The following is a 23,076-nucleotide window of genomic DNA, read 5'->3' on the forward strand; positions in this document are numbered from 1 at the left end:
GGTGACAATGCTATTCCTCGCCTTCAGCATGGGTCCGGATCGCTACTTGATCGATGTCCACCAAATTGAAGAGGTGCTGCCCTATTTCGATGTGAAAGTTCTTCCGGGTGCGCCAACTGGTGTGGTGGGTTTGGTCAGCTATAACGGAATACCCATCCCTCTGATCGATGTTACCCATCTTGCGCTTGGCCGGCCATCGGAGCGCCTATTGAGCACCCGGATCGTTGTGACGCGCTATCCGGCGCATGATGGCGAGCAACGCCTGCTGGGGCTGATCGCGGAACGGGTGACGGATACGCTCGAGCGACACCCTGCCGATTTCGCGCCGTTCGGACTTGAACAAGGAACCCCGCCCTATCTTGGGCCGGTGGCTTCCGATGGTTCGGAGATCATTCAGTGGGTCAAAGTGGAAGCGCTGCTTTCGGAAGAGATTCGTACCGCTTTGCTCCGCCAGGCCGCAATAGGTGATCAATGACCGGCGCAATAGAAAAGCTCCTGATGGAAACCATCGGACTGGACAGTGCCAGTGTTGGTCCGACAGTGGTTCGTCAGGCGGTCAGAGACCGGATGGAAGCATGCCGGATAACCAACCCTCAGGCCTATAGGGAACACTTGACCGTTTCCTCGCAGGAGCTGCAGGAGCTGATCAATGCGGTGGTGATCCCAGAGACCTGGTTCTTTCGCGACCGAGAAGCGTTCACGATGCTGGCGCGGCATGCGCGCGTGCACAAGCCTGCTCAGCCGATAAGAGTCCTGAGCCTGCCATGTTCAACCGGCGAAGAGGCTTATTCGGTCGCCATGGCGATGTTCGATGCCGGCTTTGAGGCGCACGAGTTCAAGATCGATGGCGTGGACGTCAGCAGTCGCAATATCGCCACGGCTGAACGCGCCATCTATGGGCGCAATTCGTTTCGCGGGAGCCATCTCGAATTTAAAGATCGCTATTTCGAAGCGGCTGAGGGCGGGTTGCGGCCTATTGCTGGGGTGCTGAAACAGGTTCGGTTCAGGGTAGGAAACCTGTTCGGCTCTCGCGCTTTCGGGCAAGAGGTCTATGACATCCTGCTTTGCCGCAATTTGCTGATCTACTTCAATCGAGAGCTGCAGGATCGCGCATTGAGCTGCCTGAAGGACCTGCTGGCCAAGGACGGACTTCTTCTGGTCGGTCCGGCGGAAGCAGCTCTTCCAAGGTTGCATGGCTTTATTTCCGCTGAATGGCCATTGGCCTTTGCCTTTCTGAAATCGGAGGCCGTCAAGACCACGGCGCCGAAAGTTCCGGCCGCCGTCCCGGTGCGGGCGCCAAGCCCGAAGGTCAACAAGAGCGAGCCTCTTCTTCCGTTCCGACCGACAATTGGCAATGAAGGCCGTAGGCAGGCTCCGACCAAGCCGCTTGCACAGGCCTCGGAAAGCCTCATCGCGGTTGAACGGATCGCCAATGCAGGACGGGTAAAGGAGGCACAGGAGGTCGCCCTGGCGCATCTCAAGGAATTCGGTCCTTCCGCGGAAATCTTCTACCTGCTGGGCCTCGTCCAAGATGCGGATGGTTCTGCACCCGAAGCCGCGCGAAGTTATCGCAAGGCGCTCTATCTCGCACCAAATCATCGAGAAGCTCTCGTCCATCTGGCCTTGCTGCTTAGCAAGCAAGGCGACCATAACGGCGCCGAGGCGCTGGCCGGCCGGCTGGGTCGGGTCCAGAAAAGGAGCGGCGGCTGATGGCGGCTTCGACAAAGATCGCTCAGCCGGTGGAGGAGATTGCAATCGACGACTGCTGGCGGCAAATAGGCGTACGGGGCGACAAGTCATGTCCGCTACTGGAGCAGCATCTCCACTGCCGGAATTGCCCGACCTACAAGAAGATTGCACGACGCCTTCTTGACCGTGCAGCGCCCTCGGCATACCGCGACGAATGGCATGATAACGCTGATCGTGCAGGGATCCATTCGACAGACAGCGACGCGCTGCAGACGGCCGTTCTCTTCCGTTTGGGGGACGAATGGCTTGCACTGCCGGTCGGTATTTTTCATGAAGTGGCTGAATCTCGTCGCGTTCATTCACTTCCACACCGCAGGAACAGTGCACTGCTCGGTATTGCGAATGTCCGTGGTGAATTGCTCATTTGCCTGTCCCTGGCCGAATTGCTCGGGATAGACGAGCGCAAGGAGGGGGAACAAGGCACACGCACCAAGGTATTTCGCCGCCTAGTCGTGGTAGGCGAGCACGACAAGCGGGTTGCTTTTACGGTTGACGAGATCCACGGCTTACATCGGTACCAAGAACGCGACACTCTCGATGTTCCGGCCACGATTGGCAAGGCAGTGTCGGCCGCTACAGTTGCCGTGCTGCCGTGGCAGGGACGAGCCGTTGGCTGTCTCGATCCACGACAACTGCTCACGATGCTTGACCGGAGCATCGCATGACAGATGGAGACTTCAGCCAGGTTTCGATGCTCACCCTCTTCCAGGCCGAACTGGAGACGCAGTCACAGGCTCTAACCTCTGGGCTTCTGGCACTCGAACGCGATCCTATCGCCCCCGACGCCCTGGAAGCATGCATGCGTGCCGCGCATTCCCTGAAAGGAGCTGCCCGCATCATCGACTTGATGCCTGCGGTCAAAGTTGCAAATGCGATGGAAGACTGTCTGGTCGCAGCGCAACGTGGGCATCTGAGGGTGCGACGGGAGCATATAGATGCGCTTCTGCAGGGCTCTGACCTTTTGAAATTGATCGCATCGGGATCATCGAGCGAGAGTGCCAACTCAGAAGTAGAAAGCTTTCTCGCGAAGTTCGAGGAATTGTCCCTCCCCGAGGCAAAGCCCGGGACCCAAGATTCTGCAGCTGATTTCGCAACTCCAGACCATGCCCAGGAGCAACTGGCGACGACCTCTTCAGCGAACGTCCTAGTTGCGGCGGTACCGCAAGCGCACGGCAGCATCCGCTCTGATAGAATGGTCCGGGTGACGGCAGACAGCCTGAACCGATTGCTCGGGTTGGCTGGCGAGTCGCTGATGGAAGCTCGGCGGCTCAGGCCATTCGCTGATGGGCTGCTACGGCTGAAGCGACTTCAATCGGACCTCGCAAGTGCGTTCGACAATCTTCATGCAGTGCTGCCGCCGGTTTTAAACCATGCGGCGGTGATGGAGGCGCTGGCTGAGGCGCAGCGAAAGCTTCGGTTAAACCAAGCGTTCCTGGCGGAGCGTCTCGATGAATTGGATTCAGTTGATCGGAAAGCGACCGATCTTGCCAACAGGTTGTACGACGAAACGTTGGCGAGCCGGATGCGGCCTTTTGAGGACGGCGTGCGACACTATGCGAGAACGATCCGCGACCTCGGTCGTACCCTTGGCAAGCGGGTGCGACTGGAGATTGTAGGCGGCTCGACCGGCATCGACCGCGATATTCTCGAGCAGCTTGATGCCCCTTTGGGGCATCTCCTGCGCAACGCTGTAGACCATGGGCTTGAACCGCCTGAGGAGCGCATCGCGATGGGGAAACCCGAAGAGGGGCTCATCAGGCTCGAAGCGAGGCATAATGCCGGGCTGCTGCAGATAGCCGTGGTGGACGACGGCAGGGGGGTCGAGCTCTCGAAGCTGCGCGAGACCGTCGTCGCCCGGCAACTTGCAACCAGGGAAAGTGCTGACACACTCAGCGAAACCGAATTGCTCGCATTCCTGTTTCTGCCAGGCTTTTCGATGAAAGCGGGCCTTACCGACGTCTCCGGTCGCGGTGTGGGGCTTGATGCAGTGCAAGCCATGACGAAGGAAGTCCGGGGAGTCGCAAGCGTCTCCTCAGAATTTGGGCACGGAACCCGATTTCAACTGCAATTGCCGCTGACGTTGTCGGTCCTGCGCACGCTGCTCGTCGATGTTGATGGGGAGCCCTATGCTTTTCCACTCGCTGCCATTTCCAAGACTTTGAAACTGCAGCGGACGCAGATCAATCTCCTGCAGGGCCGGCCACATTTTCGATTGAATGATCGACAGATCGGGCTGGTCACCGCGCGCGAGGTGCTGGATCGAGGTGAGCCCGGATCGGAACCGAACGAACTCTCGGTCGTCGTCGTGGATGCGGGTCGGGGCGATGCGTACGGCCTGATCGTCGACCGTTTTCTCGGGGAACGCGAGTTGGTGATCAGACCTCTGGACCCACGGTTTGCCAAGATCAAGGACATCAGCGCAGCAGCCCTGATGGAAGACGGTTCGCCTGTTCTGATCTTCGACGTCGACGATCTGATCCGATCGGTGGAGAAGCTTGCATCATCCAGCGGACTTCGAACTCTTCGGCGCGCCGCGGGCGGTCCCGAAGCGAGCAGGCGCAAGCGCGTGCTCGTGATTGACGATTCACTGACGGTTCGCGAACTCCAGCGCAAGATGCTGGGCAATTACGGTTATGAGGTCGAAGTTGCGGTCGACGGTATGGACGGGTGGAATGCCGTCCGGTCTGGTCCTTTCGATCTCGTCGTCACCGACATCGACATGCCTCGTATGGATGGCATCGAGCTGGTGAGTTCGATCAGAAAGGACGCTCATCTTAAGAACACACCCATCATGATCGTTTCATACAAGGATCGGGAAGAAGATCGCGCGCGCGGGCTCGACGCAGGTGCGGACTATTATCTGACCAAGAGTAGCTTTCAGGACGAGGCGCTGATCCATGCCGTCGTGGACATGATTGGCGAGGCGGTTGAATGAGAACGAGATGGGAAGCCAGCGAATGAGAATCGGCGTGGTCAACGACATGCCCATGGCGGTTGAACTTCTGCGTCGACTGGTCCTGTCGACCGGCGAACATCAGGTCGCGTGGATCGCGACCAATGGGCGAGAGGCGGTCGAGGTCTGCAGACGTGATCTGCCGGATCTCATACTCATGGATCTAGCGATGCCAGAGATGGACGGCGTGGAAGCGACCCGCAGAATCATGGCGGAAACCCCGTGCTCAATCTTGCTGGTGACCGCTAGTATCGAAGCCAACCTCGCCGGCGTCTACGAAGCAATGGGTCATGGCGCGCTTGACGCAGTCGATATTCCCTCAGTGGGCATCGAAGGTAACGCGTCCTCGCAATCCGCCCGGCTTTTGACGAACAAGATAGGGACGATCGGCAAGCTGATTGGTGATGCGCCGACCCAGGCAAAAAGGCGGATGTCACGTGCGGCTGAGCCGACACCTCGACGCCTGATTGCAATCGGTGCCTCCGCGGGCGGGCCGGCTGCCGTTGCCGCAGTCCTGAGTTCGTTTCCCGTTGACTTTGGCGGCGCGATTGTACTCGTCCAGCATCTCGATGCTCAGTTCGTTCCAGGCCTCGTTGATTGGCTGGGGCAGCATACGCCTCTCCCGATCAGTCCGGCGCGGGAAAGGGATAGTCCTCAAGCCGGCACCGTTCTCGTTGCCAGTTCTGCGGATCATCTGGTTTTCAAGTCAGCTCGGCAACTTGGCTATACGCCCAGCCCCAAGGACAATGTTTATCGGCCGTCCGTAGATGTGTTCTTCGAAAGTGCGGCGCAATGGTGGCCCGGCTCGGTGACTGGTGTTCTGCTCACAGGCATGGGCAGGGATGGTGCGCGCGGGCTGAGACAGCTCCGCGACAAGGGGCATCTCACAATCGCGCAGGATAAAGCAACCAGTGCCGTCTATGGCATGCCGAAGGCCGCCGCCGACATCGGCGCGGCTGTTGATATTCTTCCTTTGAGTGCTATCGGCTCACGTATAATCGAAGCCTGCGAGCGCTCCACGTGAAAGGGCCCGTCCGATGACGCAAGAACCAGAGCTGGTCCCGCCACTCGCAGATAATTATTCATCCATGGTTCTGCTCATCGATGATCAGATCATGGTTTGCGAGGCGGTCAGGCGCGCTCTAGCCACCGCGCCCGATATTTCCTTACACTTCTGCACCGACCCATTGAGAGCGATGGCGGTCGCGGATGAGGTAAAGCCAACGGTTATTCTGCAGGATCTCGTCATGCCCGGGGTCGATGGGCTGCATCTGGTGCGAGAATACAGGAAGCATGGGTCGACACGCGCGGTCCCAGTCATTGTGCTGTCGAGCAAGGAAGATCCAGCCACCAAGGGCGAGGCGTTCGCTGCGGGAGCGAACGACTATCTCGTCAAACTGCCGGACCGTATCGAGCTGATTGCACGTATTCGATATCACACGCGGGCCTATCTGGATCACGTCCAGCGAGACGCGGCGTACCGAGCGCTAAGGGAAAGCCAGCGACAGCTGATCAGTGCAAATCTCGAGCTTGAACGTCTGACGCGGATCGATGGCCTGACGGGTCTAGGCAACAGGCGCTATTTTGACGAATATCTGGCGGCTGAATGGAAGCGCGCTTTTCGCGCACAGTCCCCATTGTCGCTGTTGATGATCGATGCAGACAACTTCAAACGATACAACGATACCTATGGCCATATGGCCGGCGACGAGGTGCTCAAGCAAATCGCCCGCGTAATCCAGAGTGGTTCCGGCCGCTCCACCGATCTCGCTGCGCGGTACGGAGGCGAAGAGTTCGTCATCGTGCTGGTCGACACTTTACTGGAACAATCCAGCGCGATCGCAGAGCGGCTCGTCCAGAGCGTGCGGGAATTGAACATACCCCACGGCCCGGATCGCGTGACCATCAGCGTTGGCGCCGCAACAGCGGTGCCCACCGAGAACGAGACGCCAAACGATTTCGTCAATGCCGCCGATTTGGCTCTGTTTCGTGCCAAATCGGAAGGACGAGATCGTGTTGCGCTTCATATGTCCCGCAGCTAGAGAAGCTCAATGCACCTCCGAAGAGCGGGTGTGTAATTTGAGGCTAAGATGGGGCGTGAGAGCGGCACTCGGTTGAAGATAGGAGCCGGACAACGGGCTTGAAGACTGGTTGGGCAAACGTTGGGAATGACAGCGACAGCGAGCTGGCCAGGTTCCGCTCCTTCCTCCTTATCATTGCGCCGCTTAAAACCCCAGGGTTGATTGCCGTGTGAAGCACTGGCGCGGCGAGGAAAACTTGCGGCGCGCTTCGCTGCAGAATTCCGGGAGGAGAAGGCTGAGCGTGTTCCAGAGGTCTATTAACTCCAGCAGGCGGAACCTTGCGAGCCTCGAAGCCTTCTTCCTGTTAGCTAAGGAGGAAACCAATGGCAAATCTGGGAAGACTGGCTGTCGCGATGCTTGGCATTCTTGCTTACCAAAATCGCGATAAGATCGGTGACTTGATCCGCGGCGCGGGAAATCGAGATCCAAACAACACACAAGGCGGGCTCTTGGATCAGCTGTCCAAGGGCGTCTCCGGGACCGCGTTTGGGGACATCCTCGACCGCTTCAGAAATGCAGGAGCGGGATCGAAGGTCGATTCGTGGGTTAGTACCGGACCCAACGAACCGATCGACCCGAAGGACGTGGAGACGGCAATTGACGAGGACACTCTCACTGCGCTTTCGATGCAAACTGGTCTGTCGCGCGATGAGTTGATTGCCCGGATCACTAAAGACTTGCCCGAGGCGGTCGACAAGCTGACGCCAAGGGGCGAACTGCCAGCAGCGACCGATGAGATCGCACTCCTAGATCAGGTGCCGCCACGCACTCCAGAGCGGTAAACGGGGGATTACATCGACCGTTAAATTGGCCGCGCCGCAATCCGGAGCGCATGACTGAACGGGCGGGCCACGGCCTGCCGTTGGGCGCCGCGAAGGAAAGAGTGGTGAAAGGGGGCGATCTTCTCTTTGGACTGGTTGTGATGAGGCGGGACCCTGGCACAGGTCGGCGTTGAGTTCCACTCTGCATTTTATTCAACATGACCCTAAATTGAGGTTGTGTGCGTCAAGTTCTGCAAAATGGGCGATCATGAAGCTGGTCATGCGGCTTGGCGTAGAGCGAGCTTCTTGTGCTCGCGCAGGTCGTCCATGTTGATGTATCGGTTGGCCTCCATCCAGTTTTCGTTGGTCTCGACGGCGAGCGCCCTAACGAGGCGCAGGTAGCTTTCGGCGTTTGGGAAGATGCGCACGACATAGGTGCGCCGGCGGATTTCCTCGTTGAGCCGTTCGAGCATGTTGGTGGACTTTAGGTGCTTGTGATGCTGACGCGGCAGCCGGAAGAAAGTCAGCGTCTGTTCTATAGCTTCTTCCGCCCAGGTGGTCAGTCGCGGGTAGCGGGCGGACCATTTGGACAGCCATGCGGCGAGATCGGCCTTGGCCTCGGCGAGATCGCGCCGGTCGTAGAGCCAGCGCAGTTCCTGCAGGCAATCGTCGCCGTGCTTCCTGGGCAGGTGATCGAGCGCGTTCCTGAGGAAGTGGACGTAGCAGCGCTGCCATGCGGCTTCCGGGATCACCTCGCCGATCGCCGCGACCAGGCCGGCATGGTCGTCGGACACGGCCAGTTCGACGCCCTTGAGGCCGCGTCGTTTCAAGCCGACGAGGAAGTCCTTCCAGGCCGAGCGGCTCTCGCGATTGGCCATCTCCACGGCCAGGATCTGCCGGCGCCCGTCCCAGTCGATGCCGACCGCGATCAGCACCGCCTGGCTCATCACGATGCCGGCTTCGCGCACTTTCTCGTAGCGGGCATCGAGAATGAGGTAGGGGAATGGCTCCTGAAGCGGTCGTTCGGCAAACGCCTTCAGGCTCTCGTCCAAGCGCTTGTTGATGGCCGAGATCGACGAAGCCGAGAAGGCATGACCGCACAGCTCTTCCGTGATCGCCTTGACCTTCCGGGTCGACACGCCCTGCACATACATCTCCGCAAGCGTGGCCACCAAGGCCCGCTCGGAACGCTGGTAGCGCTCGAACAGCTCGGTGGAGAAACGACCGGCCCGGTCCTGCGGAACCCGCAGCTCAAGCTTGCCGACCCGGGTGACCAGGGTGCGGCCGTAGTAACCCGAGCGATACCCAAGGCGCTCGGGCGTGCGCTCGCTCTTCGAAGCACCCAGCGCCTCCTCCATCTCGGCCTCGAGAACCTCCTGCATTACTGCACGGATCACTTCGTGCAGCCCCTCCGGGTTCGAAAGCAGAATGTCTTTGACGGCAGCGCTGGTCGATTTACCTTCTGTCTTGGTCATGGTGGCGTTCCTTCGCGGGAATCGGTGACGTTGAACATCACCAGCCTGCCATGACCGCCCTCTCTCAGCGAATTTGCAGAACTCTCAGCACACTACCTAAATTGATTGGTCCACCCGGTTCCGAAACGACACAATGCGGGCTCGGCTGAGGCCCCTCCGTCTTTGAGGTATCGTCCTCGCGACCGCGTAAACAAGAAAGTGAATGATCGACCGACGTGACGCGATCACCCCATGTAGCGGCTTGCCGATCGAGCTTCAAAGTCAGCCTGATAGACTTTTGAAATAGACGTCATACAATCCCATTTTTCTGCTTTCAATGAAAGCAAAGCGAAATGGCCGAAGAACGCGCCCAACGCCGTCTTGCCGCCATATTGGCCGCCGACGTGGTGGGCTACAGCCGACTTCTGGACCTGGACGAGCAAGGAACATTGAACGCGTTAAAGAGGAGGCGGAAGGAGATCCTGGAACCACTGGTCCGCGACCGTCACGGCCGTGTCGTAAAAGTGATGGGTGATGGCGTCCTAGTCGAGTTCGGAAGCGCAGTGAACGCGGTGTCATGCGCCGTCGAACTCCAGAAGCGGATGATGGCCGCGAACGAGGGTTTGGCGTTCGACCGACAAATCAACCTGCATATCGGCATCAATCTGGGCGATGTCGTTGTCGAGGACGGCGATCTGTTCGGCGATGGCGTTGTTGTCGCAGTGCGGCTTCAGGCAATGGCCGGGGCCGGAGATATCTGCGTCTCCGGCAGCGTCTACGATCAAGTCAAGCGAAAGCTTGAATGCGACTTCGACGAACTCGGTCCGCAAGCGATCAAGAACGTTGCCGAACCGGTATCCGTTTACCGGATTCGGTTATCGGCCTCATCTGAAAGTGGCGGACCGGCAGAGAAAGCGCCGCTGCCGCTCCCCGGCAAGCCCTCCATCGCCGTCCTTCCCTTTACGAACATGAGCAACGATCCGGAGCAGGAGGCTTTTGTCGACGGCCTCACCGAAGACCTGATCACGGATCTGTCGAGGAACAGCGAGTTGTTTGTCATCGCCAGCAACTCGGCTTTTGCATACAAGGGCAGGCATATGGATGTGCGTCGCATCGCGCGAGAACTGGGAGTGCGCCATCTTCTTGAGGGTAGTGCACGGCGGGCAGCTGGACGGGTGCGTATCAACGCTCAATTGATCGATGCGATCGGGGGCGACCACCTTTGGGCCGAAAGATTCGACCGAAGCCTTGAAGATATCTTCGCTGTTCAGGACGAGGTGACCGGCAAGATTGTCGAGGCTCTGGTGGGCCGTCTGACCGCCGCGCCGGGGCGCAACAGACCGAAGAACCTGGAGGCCTATGATTTATGTGTGCGTGCACGGGCCTTGGGCCTGCAAACGGCACTCACCGCGAAAGAAGCCATTTTCCTGCTGAACCGGGCAATTGCGCTCGATCCGGAATATGCGGAGGCGCATCGTTGGCTGGCACTCAACCTCTGGCTGGGCTGGGAGTTCTGGGACGAACCGATGGACCCCAATCGCACAAGTGCGCTTGCCGAAGCACAGCAGGCGGTCGAACTCGACCCGAATGACGCTGGGAACCGATGGGTATTGGGCGTTATACTAGGACATGAGGGTCGCTGGGCGGAATCGGATGCCGAATTCGCCGCCGCCCACAAGCTGGATCCCAACCACGCCGACGCATGGGCAATGCAAGCTGAACTGACGACGGAAAACGGCCGGCCTGCCGAAGCCATAGAGCAGGTGCGCAAGGCGCTGCGGCTCAACCCTCACCCGCCCGGTTGGTACTACTGGATGTTGGGCCAGGCTCAGTATGCCATCGGCGACTACGAATCCGCGGTTCAAACGTTGCGGAGACCCGAAACTTATCGCACGACTTCACGACGCCTGCTTGCAGCAAGCCTTGCGCAACTTGGCCGTTTGGAGGAGGCGCGCTGGGAGGCGGAAATGTTCATGATAAGCAATCCGCACTTCACAATCAGGCATTGGTCAGCTTCGCAGCCTTTCCCGGCCGAGGACGTCCGACGGCATATCGTGGAAGGCTATCGCATGGCGGGGCTGCCAGAATGACTGTCACGGCTATGCCGTCGGGGCCGCAGTGGATAGCGTCTCGAGGCTGCCGCAGCAGCGAATATTTGGTCTCTTCTGCCGGAACGAAATTCGTCAAATCGAGACTTGAACATGGCAAGTGAAGACTTTCGGCACCGGAAAGCACAACGGGAGGATCTCCCGGCCCTGATTACGCTCATGGACGCGGCGATCTCTGAACTCCAGAAGCCCTTTCTAGATGACGCTCAGATCCAATCCAGCCGGGCCATCATGGGGCTGGATACACAACTTGTCGACGACGGCACTTACTTCCTCGTGGAGCACAACGGCGTTTTGGCAGGTTGCGGCGGTTGGAGCCGGCGCGCAACGATGTATGGTGGAGATCAGTCGCCTGGACGTGATGCAGCGCTGCTTGATCCTGCCAAGGACGCAGCACGCATCAGAGCCATGTACACCCATCCGGACTTTGTCCGGCGGGGGGTCGGCCACTTGATCCTTGCGCTTTGTGAGCGTGCCGCCAAGGCCGAGGGCTTCGCCCGTGCTGAGCTGGCAGCTACCGCGGCCGGAGAGCCACTGTATCGCGCCTGCGGGTACCAATCCGTCAAGAAATTCTTCGACGAGCGTGGCGGGGCTCCGGTTCCTATCCTGCTTATGAGCAAGACGCTCTGACCTCCGGCTTACAGGGCAGTCGCACGCAGTTGGCGGCGCTCGCCGGCACGGAATGCTCACCTATACTTCCGCCCCATGGTCCGCTTTTGGTGAATGGACGGGACCGTACGAATGACTGCCATTGGGCGCAAAGCCGCCGTTCGGCTTCCACTATGCCCAGATCGCATGCCGTCACGTTCGGACGCTCAGTCAAAGCGAACGAGATCTAATCCTGAAGAATCAGCCGGCCGGGATTACCGGCGCAGCCGGATCGTGAGGTCCGGGAACATGGCCGGCAGGAACCACTGCCGCCGCGCCTAAAACGTGCTTCTCTTGATCATCAAAGAAAATGTGGGCCCCGAGCGCCTTCAGGATGGGTGCTTTCTCACGGCTGCCTACGAAGTGCGCCTCGTCAGCTGGTGTTCCCCACGCTCTCAGCGTCCGAATTACGCGCTCATGCGCAGGGGCGTTCCGGGCAGTGACAAGTGCGATGCGGACCTTACTCACGTTGCCCTCATTAAGGAAAACTCGGCGCAATGCCGATAACTTGTGAAGAAAATTGCCAAACGGGCCGCGCGCCATCGGATTGCTCGCGTTCGCGGTCTCATGCGCAAGGAAAGCCTCCAGGCCCTTTTCTTTGTAGATTGCGTCGGACTCGGGGCCAAACACTACAGCATCGCCGTCGAACGCGACCCGGACCTCGCCCTGGGGTGTTTCGGCACGATCCTTGGGCGCCAAGCCAAGCCGAGCAGCGGCTGCTCCGCCGTCCACCGCTCCTTTTACATCCGTGTCCGCGTTTGAGAGAAATAGGTCAATGCCCCAAGCAGGAACAAAAGGAGCGAGTGACCGCCCGCTAGTAAAACTGCCTGTCTTGACGACAAGCCCATAATGATCGATCGACTTGAACGCTCGGAGAGAGAGGTCGGGCGAGTTCTGGGACAGAAGGATCACTTCAACATACGGAGCAGCCTCAGGATCGTTCAGCGCGAGTAACCGCTCGACTACCTCAAAGCCAGCACCCCTGCGGAGGATCACGTCCTCGCGTTCGAGTTGCATGGCCGCATACGACTTGACGCCGTAGTTCTCGAATACGCGATGTTCCTCCTCCAGATCAAAAAGAGCGCGCGTAGAGATTCCGATGCGGAGAGGGCTGGCCCTTAGCGTAGACCCTGGATCGCCATTCCCCTTGTCATCTTCGGCTGTAAGAGAGGCTTCCGCGATTTCCATTTGCCCTTCCTCCGATATTAAGACAGCCTAGGCAATGCCCTTTCTATATTTGACTTATTTCCGAAGAATTGAAGATCTGCGGTTCATTGCGGATCGCTGTCATTTCATCGCGATTTCCTAACTTTTCAAATGCCAGATGGACTTGGGAGCATCGACACGTCGTGGGAAGGTCCACTGGTGTGGTCTAAGCCCTCGAAGGCAGCGATATTCGACTGGACTTCATACGGCAACGAAGCATTGGTGTTGCCAGCGCAGCAGAAGAACAATGGATTAACAACGAGCAGAATCTCCAGCCCGCCAAGACAGCGGGCTTCGGTCAGTACAAGCGCCGGAATGGTCCGGGCTTCTAACTGATGGAGATTTGAAATGTCTATCTTTAACAACACCACTATGAAGGCCGACAATGCGGAAGCCGCCGATACGGCACCCAGCGTCGACGACAGCACCCCAACCCGGAAGCCGCGCGAGAAGTCCGTGGTGACCGTCGCGGTGACGGTCAAGAAGGTAAAGGACGAAGCGCCCGCAGCGCCTACCAAAACCGACATCGTCCTCAAGAAGCTGAAGTCGGCCAAAGGCGCTACAATCCAAACCCTGATGGATGCGACGGGATGGCAGGCGCATTCGGTGCGGGGTTTCCTCTCCGGTACCGTCAAGAAGAAGCTTGGCCACGAACTGCTCAGCGACACCGGCAAGGACGGACAAAGGCGGTACCGCATTGCCGAGGCGAAGACCGCCGGTTGACCTAGATGCGCAAAAGACAGGATCTGGATAGTGAGATCGCCGGGATTGGCGGTCTCACGCGTGATGAACTCACGGCAGCATGGAAAAAGGCCTATGGCTGCCCGCCGCCCAAAGGGGTCAAACGTGGGTTGCTTGAACGGTCGGCCGCCTGGCATCTCCAGGCCAAGCGATTGGGTGGTTTACCTTCGACCGTCAAGAAAACACTCGGAGCAGGCAACGCGCGCCAGTCCAACGTAAAGGCTGTCCAACCGAGCAATACTGGACCGGATCGCGAGGACGGTGTTCCGTCGGTCCGAGCAGCGTCATCGGATAAGGCACTAACGTCGCCGCCACGATCCCTTCCGCCAAGAATCGGCTCCCGTCTGGTGCGGGAATGGAATGGCCGGATGCACGTTATCGAAGTGGTCTATGACGGCTTCGTGCTCGATGGCAAGACGTACGGATCGCTGTCGGCTGTCGCCCGCCGCATTACCGGCGCCCATTGGTCTGGCCCGAGGTTCTTTGGCCTATGACAGCAATCCCTCGCCTCAACTGCGCGATCTACACTCGCAAATCGACCGAAGAGGGATTGGAGCAGGAATTCAATTCGCTCGATGCCCAGCGCGAAGCGTGCGCGGCCTTCATCGCATCGCAGGTCGGTCTTGGCTGGAAGTTGATGCCAAGCCACTACGATGACGGCGGGATTTCGGGCGGCACGATGGAGCGCCCTGCCCTGCAGCGTCTCCTACAGGACATCCGGGACAAAGAGGTCGATGTGGTGGTCGTCTACAAGATCGACCGCCTCACCCGTTCGCTGATGGATTTTTGCAAGATCGTCGAGATCTTCGATGCCAGCTCCGTCTCGTTTGTCTCGGTCACGCAGCAGTTCAACACCACAACCTCAATGGGCAGGCTCACGCTCAACGTGCTCTTGTCCTTCGCCCAGTTCGAGCGAGAGGTTACAGCAGAGCGTATCCGCGACAAGATCGCGGCCTCGAAGAAGAAAGGCATGTGGATGGGTGGCGTGGTGCCCCTGGGCTATCGTGTCGAGTACCGCAAGCTGGTGATTGACGAAACCGAGGCACAAACAGTCAGACACCTGTTCGCCCGCTATCTCACCCTGAGGTCAGTGCGCGACCTTGTCGATGAGGCTGCGAGCGACGGGGTTTCCACACGATCGCGACACCTCATAGACGGATCAGTTGCAGTTACCATGCCGTTTGGTCGCGGCAACCTCTACCACCTGCTTTCGAACCCGGTCTACGTCGGCAAGATCAGGCACAAGGATCAGGTCTACGATGGAGAGCACAAGCCAATTGTCACGTCTGCCACGTTCGACGAGGCCCAGGCACTACTTGCCTCTCAGGCGCCGCGGCGGCGAAGCGAGTCCAATGTCACGCAAGCCCATTTGCTCACCGGTCTGCTCTTTGATGAAGCGGGCGAGAAATTGCGATCGGTTCATGCCAATAAGCAAGGTGTTCGCTACCGATACTATGTCTCAAAGCAGTTCGTCGATGAGCGCAGGAAAGGTTCCGAGGGCTGGCGTCTTCCGGCACCCGCACTTGAGTCAGTTGTTGAGCATCGCCTCAATCGGATTCTCAGTGATCAAGCCCAACTGTCTGATTGGATTCGGCAATGGGCAGACTCTGGCGAAATCCAGGCAGCGATGCGGCGAGTTGACGAGATGCGGTCGTGTTGGGCTTCAGGCACTACGGATGCGAAGCGATCTCTCCTCCAAAAGATCGTTCACAGGATCACCCTCAAGCTTGGTTTATTGACCATCGAACTGGATCGCCGCTCGCTATCGGAATTGCTTCTCGACCGAAAGCTGCCACCCAACGATAGCGCCCAAGTAACTTCCATCGAATGTCCAATCGGAATGAAGCGTCGCGGCGTCGAAACGCGGATCGTGCTTACCAACGGATCCAATATCAACCGGGCACCCGATGCCGCCTTGATCAACCTTCTGCGCCGCGCCCACCTATATCTCGGCCAACTTACAGACGGAGTCGGTCGCAGCCTTACCGACGTTGCCATGCTCAACGGCACCGATACATCCGAGGTCAGCCGCCTATTGCCCTTCGCTTTCCTCGTTCCAAAAATTGCGGCCAACATCGTTGCAGGTGATCAACCTGTTGAACTAACGGCGCACCGGCTGTCCCGATTGTCGGACCTCCCCCTTACTTGGACTGACCAGGCTGCACTCCTGGGCTTCTAACCATCCGGCGAGCATCTCGCTGACCAGTCGACCATCGCTTTGGCAAACACTTGGCTACGGAATTCGCCCGACAGAGACGGACGACTTAAAAGTCGGGTGTTTTGCGTTTACCGCGGCGTCTCAGCCAAGTGTTGCCCACTACTCGGCGCTAACCCACGGAAATGTCGGAGGTATTCTGAGACGGTCGAAACCCCGAAAAACGAGGGGACTGGATGGTGGGCCCGGAGGGACTACCATATTTCAATCATTTCAATGGCTTAAAAGGTAGGGTAGCCATGGTTTTTCTCGCATCGTTCCGTATGGTCCCGTCATGAGATACATCAAAAGATACGCCGACCAGACCGGCCGTGAGCGGTGGTACTACAGGCGCGGAGGGCTGCTTTACACTCTGCCGGGCGACCCCATAGAGTACCCCGAGGCATACGCCAAGGCCGAGGCTGATTTCTGCGCCGGCATAACCCCGCCAGTCCGCAGATCGCGCGAGGAAGAAGAGGCGCAACGCCGGACCAGGACAGCCGCCATCAAGCGCTTTGATGACACCATAGACCGCATTGGAGAGCGGGCCCGGAAGCGGGCAGTCGAGAAGCGGCGTGAGTGGTCCATTACGCGAGAGTGGGTTGTCGCCGAGTTGATTCGTCTCGATTTCAAATGTGCCGTCACTGGCTTGCCCTTCTCACCAGATGCCCACGGCGAGCGCCGCAACCCGTTCTCCCCCTCGCTCGACCGCATAGATAGCGACGGCGGCTACACCCCGGATAATGTCAGGATCGTCCTGCTATCTGTAAACTGCGCAATATCGGACTGGGGCTTGGAACACTTCCGGCTGATCGCCAAAGCGTTCCTCGCCGCCCCGTCCTGATCCCTTCTACCTACGGAGCTTGAAAAATGTCTGAGACACCGAACCTAGTCGAGATCAAGCGTGAAGACGCTGTTATTATCGCCGCCATGATGGAGGAGTTCTGGCGACGGCAGGAATTGTCGCCGGAGGAAACCAGCGCGTTCATGAGCCTATGCACGAGGGCTGGCATCGGCAGACCTGTGCCAGAGCATGGGAGCGGCCCATGACCACCGGCCTCTATGACCGCGCCGCAGTTGAGGCAGCACAGCGCATCTTTGAAGTGATGTGCGGCGGCCCTGTGGATTGGGATAAGCACGCGACCGACACCAATGAAGACAACCTGTTTCAGAGCTCAGATTGGGAAAGGTGTCTCGCCTATGCCCGAGCCGCCCTGTCGCCAGCCGGAGAGAAATGATGGACGAGATAGCCAACTTTGAACCGGCTGAGGTCTTTTCGCTGGCGGAGTATCTGTGCGAAGAGATGGGGGCGCGTGGCTGGACGACCGAAGACGCCGCAATCCGCATGGGCGGCACACCAGAAGAAATCGCACGGAAGCTCCTCAAGCTTGATATCGTCCTGTGCGTCCAGAAGGACAATATGGTCCTGACCGACGACTTTTTCGAAGACCTTGGCCGTGCGTTCGACGTATCGCCGGAGCTTTTCAGAAACCTCGATGCGACGTGGCGCAAGTGGCCCGATAGGCGGTTCAACGGGTTCGTCATGCCGGACCACATGTTCGGGCCGATCAGTCGCCGTTCGATGATACGCTCTGTCCAGTAATCCACCCCCTGTTCGCATTGGCACCGGGAGAGAAGAAGATGCGACCGCACGATGTTTTTTTCGGCAAGCTTATCCGGCTGTTGGATGAGCTAGGTCTTGAAATGCACACACCTCGGAAGGGCGAAACATGGACATGTAGGCGAAGGCCGAAGAAGCCAAGAATTTGGCCGACACCGAAAGACGTTTCGCCATGAGCATTCGGAACCTCCCCTATCTAGCTGTGATCGGCCTTGTCTTCATGGCAGTTTTCTACGGGGTGAAGGCGCTGGGGTTTTGAAGCTCTACCGGTGAGCCCTGCCCATGCCCGACACCTGATCCGGATCAGGCGCATAGATAAGCCCGACCGCCTTGCCACCGCACTTCGCACATCGCAGCCGAGGAATCAGGTCATCCGCCATTGCCGGCGCATCCGGCCCGAGCTTGGCCTTGATCGCTTCGAGGTCCAAATCCTGGCTGTGGTTGCAAGAAGACCGGTGGCAATGCGCTGTCAGCATCATCCTGCCGTCGATCAGAGTTTGAACTGTCCATCCCATTGGGGCCGATATAGCGCAGGGCTAGGGAGTGGGGAAGATAGAGGCGCACCGTAATCGGCCCCGGAGGGCGGCGAGCTACACGGAATTCTCTCGCCAATTAACCGACTAGCCAGACCTATTGTTGCAGGTCTACGTCTGGCTCGGCTGCAAACCGTTCGCCTCACCGCAGATATAGCGCGAATCCTTGCCTCCACACAACCTCCGGGAACCTTTCCCCCAACTCCGCATTGCGATTCGATCATGAAGAACGATCCACAAGGTAGAGCCGCACTGAGGATGGTTAGAGCCGCCATTGAGGAGCATTGCCCGCCGGGTGTTCTGCCCAGCGAGGAAGCGGTGAACGGCCTCTATGGCCCGGGCCTGATGGATGAGGCCGAAGCATTGGCTGCTGCTATCGCCGCCACAGTGGAGAGGTTGCAGTTGCAGGTGGTGAAGCCACCGGCTCTGAGTATCAAGGCCTGAAACGCGGAAAGGCCGGCGCATCCCCGAAGGAACGCGCCGGCGGTCAAGGCAATAAATAGGAATTTACCGGCGCCGCGGTGCCGGCCGACGTAGTTCTTGTGCGTCAAGCCGCTCGAGCAATTCCTTCTGCATGTGCTCCATCTCGTCAACGCGCTTGTCGGCCAGCGCCTCGAGCGCCACGCGGCAGCCGCGCACCTCAGTTATGAGCCGCTCGGTTTGCTCCTTGTCTCCGTAGCCGAGAGCGATTCCGGTCAGGACGGGATTGTCAGGTTTTGCGGGCCATCGCTTCGAATAGCCGACATAGGCCGCCGTCGCGGCGCCGATGAAGACGCCGGCCAAGGTGATTGCATTAGTCCAGTCCACTGCCCTTCTCCCGCGCCAAGACGTCATTGACGGTGCGGGCATCCCTCGCTGCACGCATGATGTTCACGATATCTGTGAGCAGCCATCCGCATGCCATTACGAAGGCAAAGCCGAAAGTGGGCTGGAAGGAGAGGACCAGTTGCGTCCAGAAGAAGCAACTGATGAAGGCTGTTACGGCGCGCGCGACCGGACTTCGTCGCCACGCACCATTGATGAGCAAGATAGCCAGCCTGGTCGATCCGAAGACGGTGAGTGCGGTTGCCCACACGCTTTGCCCGGCGATTGCCAAAAGGAGCTGGTAGCCTCTGCCGTAGCCATTAGCAACCGAGGAGACCATCAGGTCGGTGTTGATGCTCAACATCAGCCCTATCGAAAGGAGGACGCTCGCCGCTGCCCATTCAGCCCATCTCGGGAAGAACGCCGCGGCAAAGTTGTCCTTGATGTGCGCGATGATCATTGTCAGATCCGCCATTCCTTAACCCCACCCGCCCATGCACTGCTTGCTTTCACTTCGAAAGAATGACGATCGCGACCAGGCAGGCGCCGAATAGGACAACGCCGGTATAGAGCCACGGTTTCATTGCTTATCCCACGCGATGATCTTGTTCATGCGCGCTGCGCAGACGATGAGACCAGCCTCGTTGACGTCGCCTCGGTCGAGCAGATCACCGGTGACCGCCGGGCCGCCAGCCTTGCGCCAGATGTCCGGACACTTCCGTTTCAGCGATGCCGGGATATGGCGCTCGACCGTCTTGTATTCAGTGAGCACCTTTGGCGCTGTCGTACAGGCTGCGCAAAGCGCTAGGCACAGGCTGCTTGAGATAGGAATCAACATCCGCATTTTTCGCCCTCAGATCGGCCAGCGTCTTGGCGACGGCCAGCGTGGAGTTGTTGGCCGCGTCGATTTCATCAGCGAGGTCGGCCGCGAGCTTGTCAGCGCGTTCATTGTCGGCCTTCAGGCGGGCCATGGCGGCTTCGTTGGCCTCGTTGACCGCAACTGCCGTCGCAAGGTCCGCACGCGCCTGTGCGGCGTCTGCGCGGGCGCTGATGGCATTGCCGCGGTAGTAGAAGGCGGCTGTCGCCAGACCGAGGATGACAATCACGATTGCCGCGGCGAAACCCATCCGGAGATAGCTCATCACGGACCATCCTCTTGGACTGGCGCTTGGTTCACGGGCGCCGGATTGTTCTGCTGCACCACGGTTGCCCCGCCCTGCTGTGTTGGCGGAATGCCCGCGCCGACGGCCAAAGCATCCACCTCGGCCTTGCGCTGCGAATTGTGATCCCATGTCGCGCCAAAGACGTAGGAGCCGATGACTGAGGCCATGAGCAGCAGCAAGCCGTTGACTGACGTTTCGGAAAGCTGGATGTCGCGACCCCAGATCGACAGATAGGTGACGAGCACCCCGCACCATCCGAGCGTGATGACGATGATCCGACGCCTGATCGTCCACGATGCTGGGTTGTTCATGATCAGCCCGCGAACAGCTTGGATTGCTTGGCCCAGGTCCGCCAAGGATGGAGCTCGTAATGTGGCAGATCCCAGCCGTCCGACATGTTGCCGTCCATGTTCCAGTCACCACCCCAGCGGAGCGGAATCGCCAGTGATAGGGCCAAGCCGGCACCCTTGCCCGCCCCGTTGTTCCAGCCGATGACCTTCCACAGGTCGATGAAGGATTGTCGGTTGTTCCAGTCATAGGGGGCCGGGAAGAGGTCGAAGGCGATCGCCGGCTGATAGTTGTGCGCCGACTGGCCGAAGTGCGCCTTGCTCTTGCCTGTGGCGAAGGCGCGCTCCTGCGCATCCCTGCCGCGCGTCGAATCCAAGATGCGAAAGTCGATGACGGCAATCGCCGCGTTGGCGATCTGCTGGAGCTTTGGATGGCATTTGGTCAAGGCAGCCTGAGATGCCGCGCCGAAACTAGGCATGGTGTTTTCCTTCTTCGGATGATTGGCTATGGTCGACCGATGAATTTCTCAGCCGAAAAGATCAGCGACGGCCGGGTCGTGAAGCGTGCCGAGGTTCAGGCCGGCAGCGATGTCGAGGCCGCGAAAGTCTGGGGACCGGTGACGATACCGCTAGGCCCGGAGCCTATAGAGGGCGAGTGGATACGGGTGACGCATCTGGCTAGTGGCAGAACGAGCTGGTTTTCAGGCTGACAGCGACGGCAGCCAGATGTCATCGAGGGGCGCGTACAGCGTCACCTTGCGAATGAAGCAGCCGTTATAGGACTGGTCGGTCGGGTCGCCGCCGAACGATGCGGTCGTCAATGGGTTCAGCGTCGTGTTCAGCGTCGTGTTGGTGTCGACCGTGCCGCCATCGGTGGAGATGCTGAGGACGCCTTCGGTCCTGGTCATGGCGACCTTGTGGACCCCGGCGGTAAACGGGCCGGTGTTTGTGACATTCCGGCTGATGGTGCTGGAATCGTTTCCTCGCATTACGTTGCTTGCGAAGGCCGAAAGCCGGCGGATGCTGACAGAGTGAAAATCTACCGTTTCCTGCATCCACAGGAGATGGGTTGTGGCAGCGTCAGCGACTTCCTCATATTCGATGACAACAGTCCATTCGACGAGGAGAAATTTGGTAAGCAGATCGCCGATCGCAGAGACGACGCCATCGACATCGTTGTTGAGGATTTCGAGGCCGCTGGCGCCGACACGCGCCGGCTTATCGATGATGTCCGAAGCCAGCACCGTGCCGCCGTCTACGGAATAGATTTCATTCATGAAATCGGCATCGGCCAGGACCGTTGGCGAAAACACGCTGCTGCCGCCAAGCGGCTGGGCTGCTACACCTGGCATCATGATGTGGTGCTTTCCTTCTCGCACAGGATCCACAGCACGCCGGGCGTGGTCGGCGCGACCGTATCGGTTTCGGGCTGAACAGCAGCGCCGATGCCGCGATAGGTCCTGCCCTTGTGGGTGACGGTGATGGCCGAGACATCGATCGACAGTGGCGAGAAGACAAAGTCGATGCCTTCCTCAGTGCTGGGATTGATCGGCCCCGTGGTGCCGGTCTTCACGTTGAACGGCGTGTCGGTATAGGGGCTGCGCTGCAAATCGAACTCGCCGCCAGTGTTGGGGCCGGTCAGGAACTGCGTGCCGCGCATTTGCAGGGTGGCATTGGACGCCGCCTGAAAGCCGATGCTCTCATGGTTCGGAATGCCATGGTCCAGCAGCGCCTCGCCGACCAGCGCCTGGTATTCGGCGCGCGGCCACCAGCTCAGCACCGTGTTGGTGAAGCCGCCGACGAAGAACAGCACCGCCCATGACGCCAGAGAACGCGCGTCTGGAAGGCTAGGGAGCCCTTCGAAACTGTCGATCTTTAAGGCGCCCCACGCGCCGGACGCATCCTTGCCCCAGCCGCCATAGCCGGGCGATGGCGTGGTGTCGGTCGATGTCCATTCGTACTGGAAACCGGTGACATAGGTCGTCTGCCCGCTCGGGCCGGTGCCGGGGGTCGGGCTGCCTTCCGCGTCCACGGTCCAGTCGACGGGCTGCTGGCTCTGCACCTCGCCGATCGCTTGTGCCGGGAAAGGATAATCCTTGACCACCGAGCGGCGCATGATCAGCACCGGGAAAGTGATGTATTGCGGCGCCTTGCCCCAATGCACTTCGACGATGCGGCTGAACGGCCCAAGATCGACGGGATGGGCGACGGAACCGTAAGCCTGTGCCATCAGGCGGTGACATCTTCGGCCAGCCGGCCGATCAGATCCCAGACGCCCTCCTCGACGAATTTGCAGGTGACGACCGAACCGGGACCGGCGGTCTGGTTGAGGAAGCCTTCATAACCGTTGACGGTGACATCGGTCGAATCGGGAAAGATAAGCGGGCCGGCGCCGACCTGACGAAAGGAGACTTCCATGTCGGCGGTCGCGGTGACCGGAAGTTCGATTGTCAGGTCGGATCCGCTGTCATAGCGCCAGTAGCGATTGAAATCGACGGCGCCGGAGACGGTGTAGACGCCATCTGTCCCCGCATCGAGCGTGCCAACGATTGCCGGGCGGAAGTTGCCCTGCGGCAGCGTAAAAGGGCCGAAGGTCAGACCATCCGGATAATAGATCGTCCACTGCGTGCCCGCGACCGCCATGTTCGAGGGCGGGACCGCAACCAGCGGGGCATCCTCGATCGCGGCAATGCGATCCTCATGGCCTTCGAAATTGTCGTCGACTTCGTCGGCGGTGAGGTTTGAGCCCTTCACCCTGCGATAAGTTGTCATT

General features: G+C 59.2%; 28 protein-coding genes. 17 read left to right on the forward strand and 11 right to left on the reverse strand.

What is annotated here, in order from left to right:
• Positions 1-7 precede the first annotated feature (7 nt).
• From NKJ67_RS19750 to NKJ67_RS19780, 7 genes are all read left to right on the forward strand, one after another.
• Entirely contained in the window at positions 8-475 is a 468-nt protein-coding gene (locus tag NKJ67_RS19750; RefSeq protein WP_127297589.1) for a chemotaxis protein CheW, read from the forward strand.
• Positions 472-1,710 (forward strand): CheR family methyltransferase, encoded by a 1,239-nt coding sequence (locus tag NKJ67_RS19755; RefSeq protein ID WP_023809631.1) that lies wholly within the window; start codon positions 472-474, stop codon positions 1,708-1,710. The genes NKJ67_RS19750 and NKJ67_RS19755 overlap by 4 nt, the downstream gene beginning before the upstream one ends.
• Entirely contained in the window at positions 1,710-2,414 is a 705-nt protein-coding gene (locus NKJ67_RS19760; RefSeq protein ID WP_127297588.1) for a chemotaxis protein CheW, read from the forward strand. Before NKJ67_RS19755 ends, NKJ67_RS19760 begins: the two co-directional genes overlap by 1 nt.
• Entirely contained in the window at positions 2,411-4,684 is a 2,274-nt protein-coding gene (locus NKJ67_RS19765; RefSeq protein ID WP_352582473.1) for a hybrid sensor histidine kinase/response regulator, read from the forward strand. The genes NKJ67_RS19760 and NKJ67_RS19765 overlap by 4 nt, the downstream gene beginning before the upstream one ends.
• Positions 4,685-4,706: 22 nt before the next feature.
• Positions 4,707-5,726: a chemotaxis response regulator protein-glutamate methylesterase gene (locus NKJ67_RS19770; protein ID WP_127297587.1), complete on the forward strand. Its 1,020-nt coding sequence runs from the start codon at positions 4,707-4,709 to the stop codon at positions 5,724-5,726.
• 13 nt (positions 5,727-5,739) lie between these two features.
• Positions 5,740-6,744: a response regulator gene (locus NKJ67_RS19775; protein ID WP_031212665.1), complete on the forward strand. Its 1,005-nt coding sequence runs from the start codon at positions 5,740-5,742 to the stop codon at positions 6,742-6,744.
• A gap of 362 nt (positions 6,745-7,106) precedes the next feature.
• Positions 7,107-7,565, forward strand: coding sequence for a YidB family protein (locus NKJ67_RS19780; protein WP_023809636.1), 459 nt, complete (start codon positions 7,107-7,109; stop codon positions 7,563-7,565).
• Positions 7,566-7,822: 257 nt separating this feature from the next.
• Here the strand turns inward: NKJ67_RS19780 and NKJ67_RS19785 are convergent, their stop codons facing one another.
• On the reverse strand, positions 7,823-9,019 hold the full coding sequence (locus NKJ67_RS19785; RefSeq protein WP_352582475.1) for an IS256 family transposase: 1,197 nt from the start codon (positions 9,017-9,019) through the stop codon (positions 7,823-7,825).
• A gap of 332 nt (positions 9,020-9,351) precedes the next feature.
• Between NKJ67_RS19785 and NKJ67_RS19790 the strand changes: the two genes are divergently transcribed.
• Together NKJ67_RS19790 and NKJ67_RS19795 are read left to right on the forward strand one after the other, a co-directional pair.
• The gene (locus NKJ67_RS19790; protein ID WP_023809637.1) at positions 9,352-11,088 is read left to right on the forward strand and encodes an adenylate/guanylate cyclase domain-containing protein; all 1,737 of its coding nucleotides are present in this window, start codon (positions 9,352-9,354) and stop codon (positions 11,086-11,088) included.
• Positions 11,089-11,199: 111 nt separating this feature from the next.
• Positions 11,200-11,736, forward strand: a complete 537-nt coding sequence (locus NKJ67_RS19795; RefSeq protein ID WP_023809638.1) for a GNAT family N-acetyltransferase — start codon at positions 11,200-11,202, stop codon at positions 11,734-11,736.
• Positions 11,737-11,955: 219 nt separating this feature from the next.
• On the opposite strand, the gene NKJ67_RS19800 is transcribed toward NKJ67_RS19795, so the two are convergent.
• Positions 11,956-12,942 (reverse strand): 5'-nucleotidase, encoded by a 987-nt coding sequence (locus NKJ67_RS19800; protein WP_081734773.1) that lies wholly within the window; start codon positions 12,940-12,942, stop codon positions 11,956-11,958.
• Positions 12,943-13,308: 366 nt separating this feature from the next.
• Here NKJ67_RS19800 and NKJ67_RS19805 point away from each other — a divergent pair, with 366 nt between their 5' ends.
• The 7 genes from NKJ67_RS19805 (at position 13,309) to NKJ67_RS19835 (ending at position 18,493) form a co-directional block, all read left to right on the forward strand.
• Positions 13,309-13,683, forward strand: coding sequence for a DUF3489 domain-containing protein (locus NKJ67_RS19805; RefSeq protein WP_352582477.1), 375 nt, complete (start codon positions 13,309-13,311; stop codon positions 13,681-13,683).
• 5 nt (positions 13,684-13,688) lie between these two features.
• A complete protein-coding gene (locus NKJ67_RS19810) occupies positions 13,689-14,195 on the forward strand; it encodes a DUF2924 domain-containing protein (protein WP_032908834.1) in 507 nt (168 codons plus the stop codon).
• Complete coding sequence (locus NKJ67_RS19815; protein ID WP_023809640.1) at positions 14,192-15,880, forward strand: recombinase family protein; 1,689 nt, start codon at positions 14,192-14,194, stop codon at positions 15,878-15,880. The genes NKJ67_RS19810 and NKJ67_RS19815 overlap by 4 nt, the downstream gene beginning before the upstream one ends.
• A gap of 310 nt (positions 15,881-16,190) precedes the next feature.
• On the forward strand, positions 16,191-16,739 hold the full coding sequence (locus tag NKJ67_RS19820; protein ID WP_352582479.1) for a hypothetical protein: 549 nt from the start codon (positions 16,191-16,193) through the stop codon (positions 16,737-16,739).
• Positions 16,740-16,941: 202 nt separating this feature from the next.
• Complete coding sequence (locus tag NKJ67_RS19825) at positions 16,942-17,133, forward strand: hypothetical protein (protein ID WP_352582481.1); 192 nt, start codon at positions 16,942-16,944, stop codon at positions 17,131-17,133.
• On the forward strand, positions 17,133-17,498 hold the full coding sequence (locus tag NKJ67_RS19830) for a hypothetical protein (RefSeq protein ID WP_352582483.1): 366 nt from the start codon (positions 17,133-17,135) through the stop codon (positions 17,496-17,498). Before NKJ67_RS19825 ends, NKJ67_RS19830 begins: the two co-directional genes overlap by 1 nt.
• A gap of 773 nt (positions 17,499-18,271) precedes the next feature.
• Positions 18,272-18,493 carry a hypothetical protein gene (locus NKJ67_RS19835; protein WP_352582485.1) on the forward strand — a complete coding sequence of 74 codons (222 nt, stop codon included), beginning with the start codon at positions 18,272-18,274 and terminating at the stop codon, positions 18,491-18,493.
• 63 nt (positions 18,494-18,556) lie between these two features.
• On the opposite strand, the gene NKJ67_RS19840 is transcribed toward NKJ67_RS19835, so the two are convergent.
• The 6 genes from NKJ67_RS19840 to NKJ67_RS19865 all read right to left on the reverse strand — a co-directional run bounded on the left by NKJ67_RS19840 (position 18,557) and on the right by NKJ67_RS19865 (position 20,782).
• Positions 18,557-18,856, reverse strand: a complete 300-nt coding sequence (locus tag NKJ67_RS19840) for a hypothetical protein (RefSeq protein WP_352582487.1) — start codon at positions 18,854-18,856, stop codon at positions 18,557-18,559.
• Entirely contained in the window at positions 18,843-19,328 is a 486-nt protein-coding gene (locus NKJ67_RS19845) for a hypothetical protein (RefSeq protein ID WP_352582489.1), read from the reverse strand. The genes NKJ67_RS19840 and NKJ67_RS19845 overlap by 14 nt, the downstream gene beginning before the upstream one ends.
• Before the next feature lie 105 nt (positions 19,329-19,433).
• Positions 19,434-19,625: a hypothetical protein gene (locus tag NKJ67_RS19850; RefSeq protein ID WP_352582490.1), complete on the reverse strand. Its 192-nt coding sequence runs from the start codon at positions 19,623-19,625 to the stop codon at positions 19,434-19,436.
• A complete protein-coding gene (locus NKJ67_RS19855; RefSeq protein ID WP_352582492.1) occupies positions 19,615-19,980 on the reverse strand; it encodes a hypothetical protein in 366 nt (121 codons plus the stop codon). Before NKJ67_RS19855 ends, NKJ67_RS19850 begins: the two co-directional genes overlap by 11 nt.
• Before the next feature lie 14 nt (positions 19,981-19,994).
• Positions 19,995-20,372, reverse strand: a complete 378-nt coding sequence (locus NKJ67_RS19860) for a hypothetical protein (protein WP_352582493.1) — start codon at positions 20,370-20,372, stop codon at positions 19,995-19,997.
• A complete protein-coding gene (locus NKJ67_RS19865; RefSeq protein WP_352582495.1) occupies positions 20,330-20,782 on the reverse strand; it encodes a M15 family metallopeptidase domain-containing protein in 453 nt (150 codons plus the stop codon). The genes NKJ67_RS19860 and NKJ67_RS19865 overlap by 43 nt, the downstream gene beginning before the upstream one ends.
• Before the next feature lie 39 nt (positions 20,783-20,821).
• Between NKJ67_RS19865 and NKJ67_RS19870 the strand changes: the two genes are divergently transcribed.
• Positions 20,822-21,013 (forward strand): hypothetical protein, encoded by a 192-nt coding sequence (locus NKJ67_RS19870; protein WP_352582497.1) that lies wholly within the window; start codon positions 20,822-20,824, stop codon positions 21,011-21,013.
• Here the strand turns inward: NKJ67_RS19870 and NKJ67_RS19875 are convergent.
• From NKJ67_RS19875 to NKJ67_RS19885, 3 genes are read right to left on the reverse strand one after another with little or no spacing between them, the layout of a single operon-like run.
• Positions 21,005-21,658 (reverse strand): hypothetical protein, encoded by a 654-nt coding sequence (locus NKJ67_RS19875; RefSeq protein ID WP_352582499.1) that lies wholly within the window; start codon positions 21,656-21,658, stop codon positions 21,005-21,007. The two genes, NKJ67_RS19870 and NKJ67_RS19875, sit on opposite strands and share 9 nt — an antisense overlap.
• On the reverse strand, positions 21,655-22,533 hold the full coding sequence (locus NKJ67_RS19880) for a hypothetical protein (RefSeq protein ID WP_352582501.1): 879 nt from the start codon (positions 22,531-22,533) through the stop codon (positions 21,655-21,657). The genes NKJ67_RS19875 and NKJ67_RS19880 overlap by 4 nt, the downstream gene beginning before the upstream one ends.
• Positions 22,533-23,075 (reverse strand): hypothetical protein, encoded by a 543-nt coding sequence (locus NKJ67_RS19885; RefSeq protein WP_352582503.1) that lies wholly within the window; start codon positions 23,073-23,075, stop codon positions 22,533-22,535. The genes NKJ67_RS19880 and NKJ67_RS19885 overlap by 1 nt, the downstream gene beginning before the upstream one ends.
• Between the last annotated feature and the right edge of the window lies 1 nt (position 23,076).

Origin of the sequence: Mesorhizobium sp. M0088, from assembly GCF_040322895.1 — a bacterium.
Lineage (GTDB): Bacteria > Pseudomonadota > Alphaproteobacteria > Rhizobiales > Rhizobiaceae > Mesorhizobium.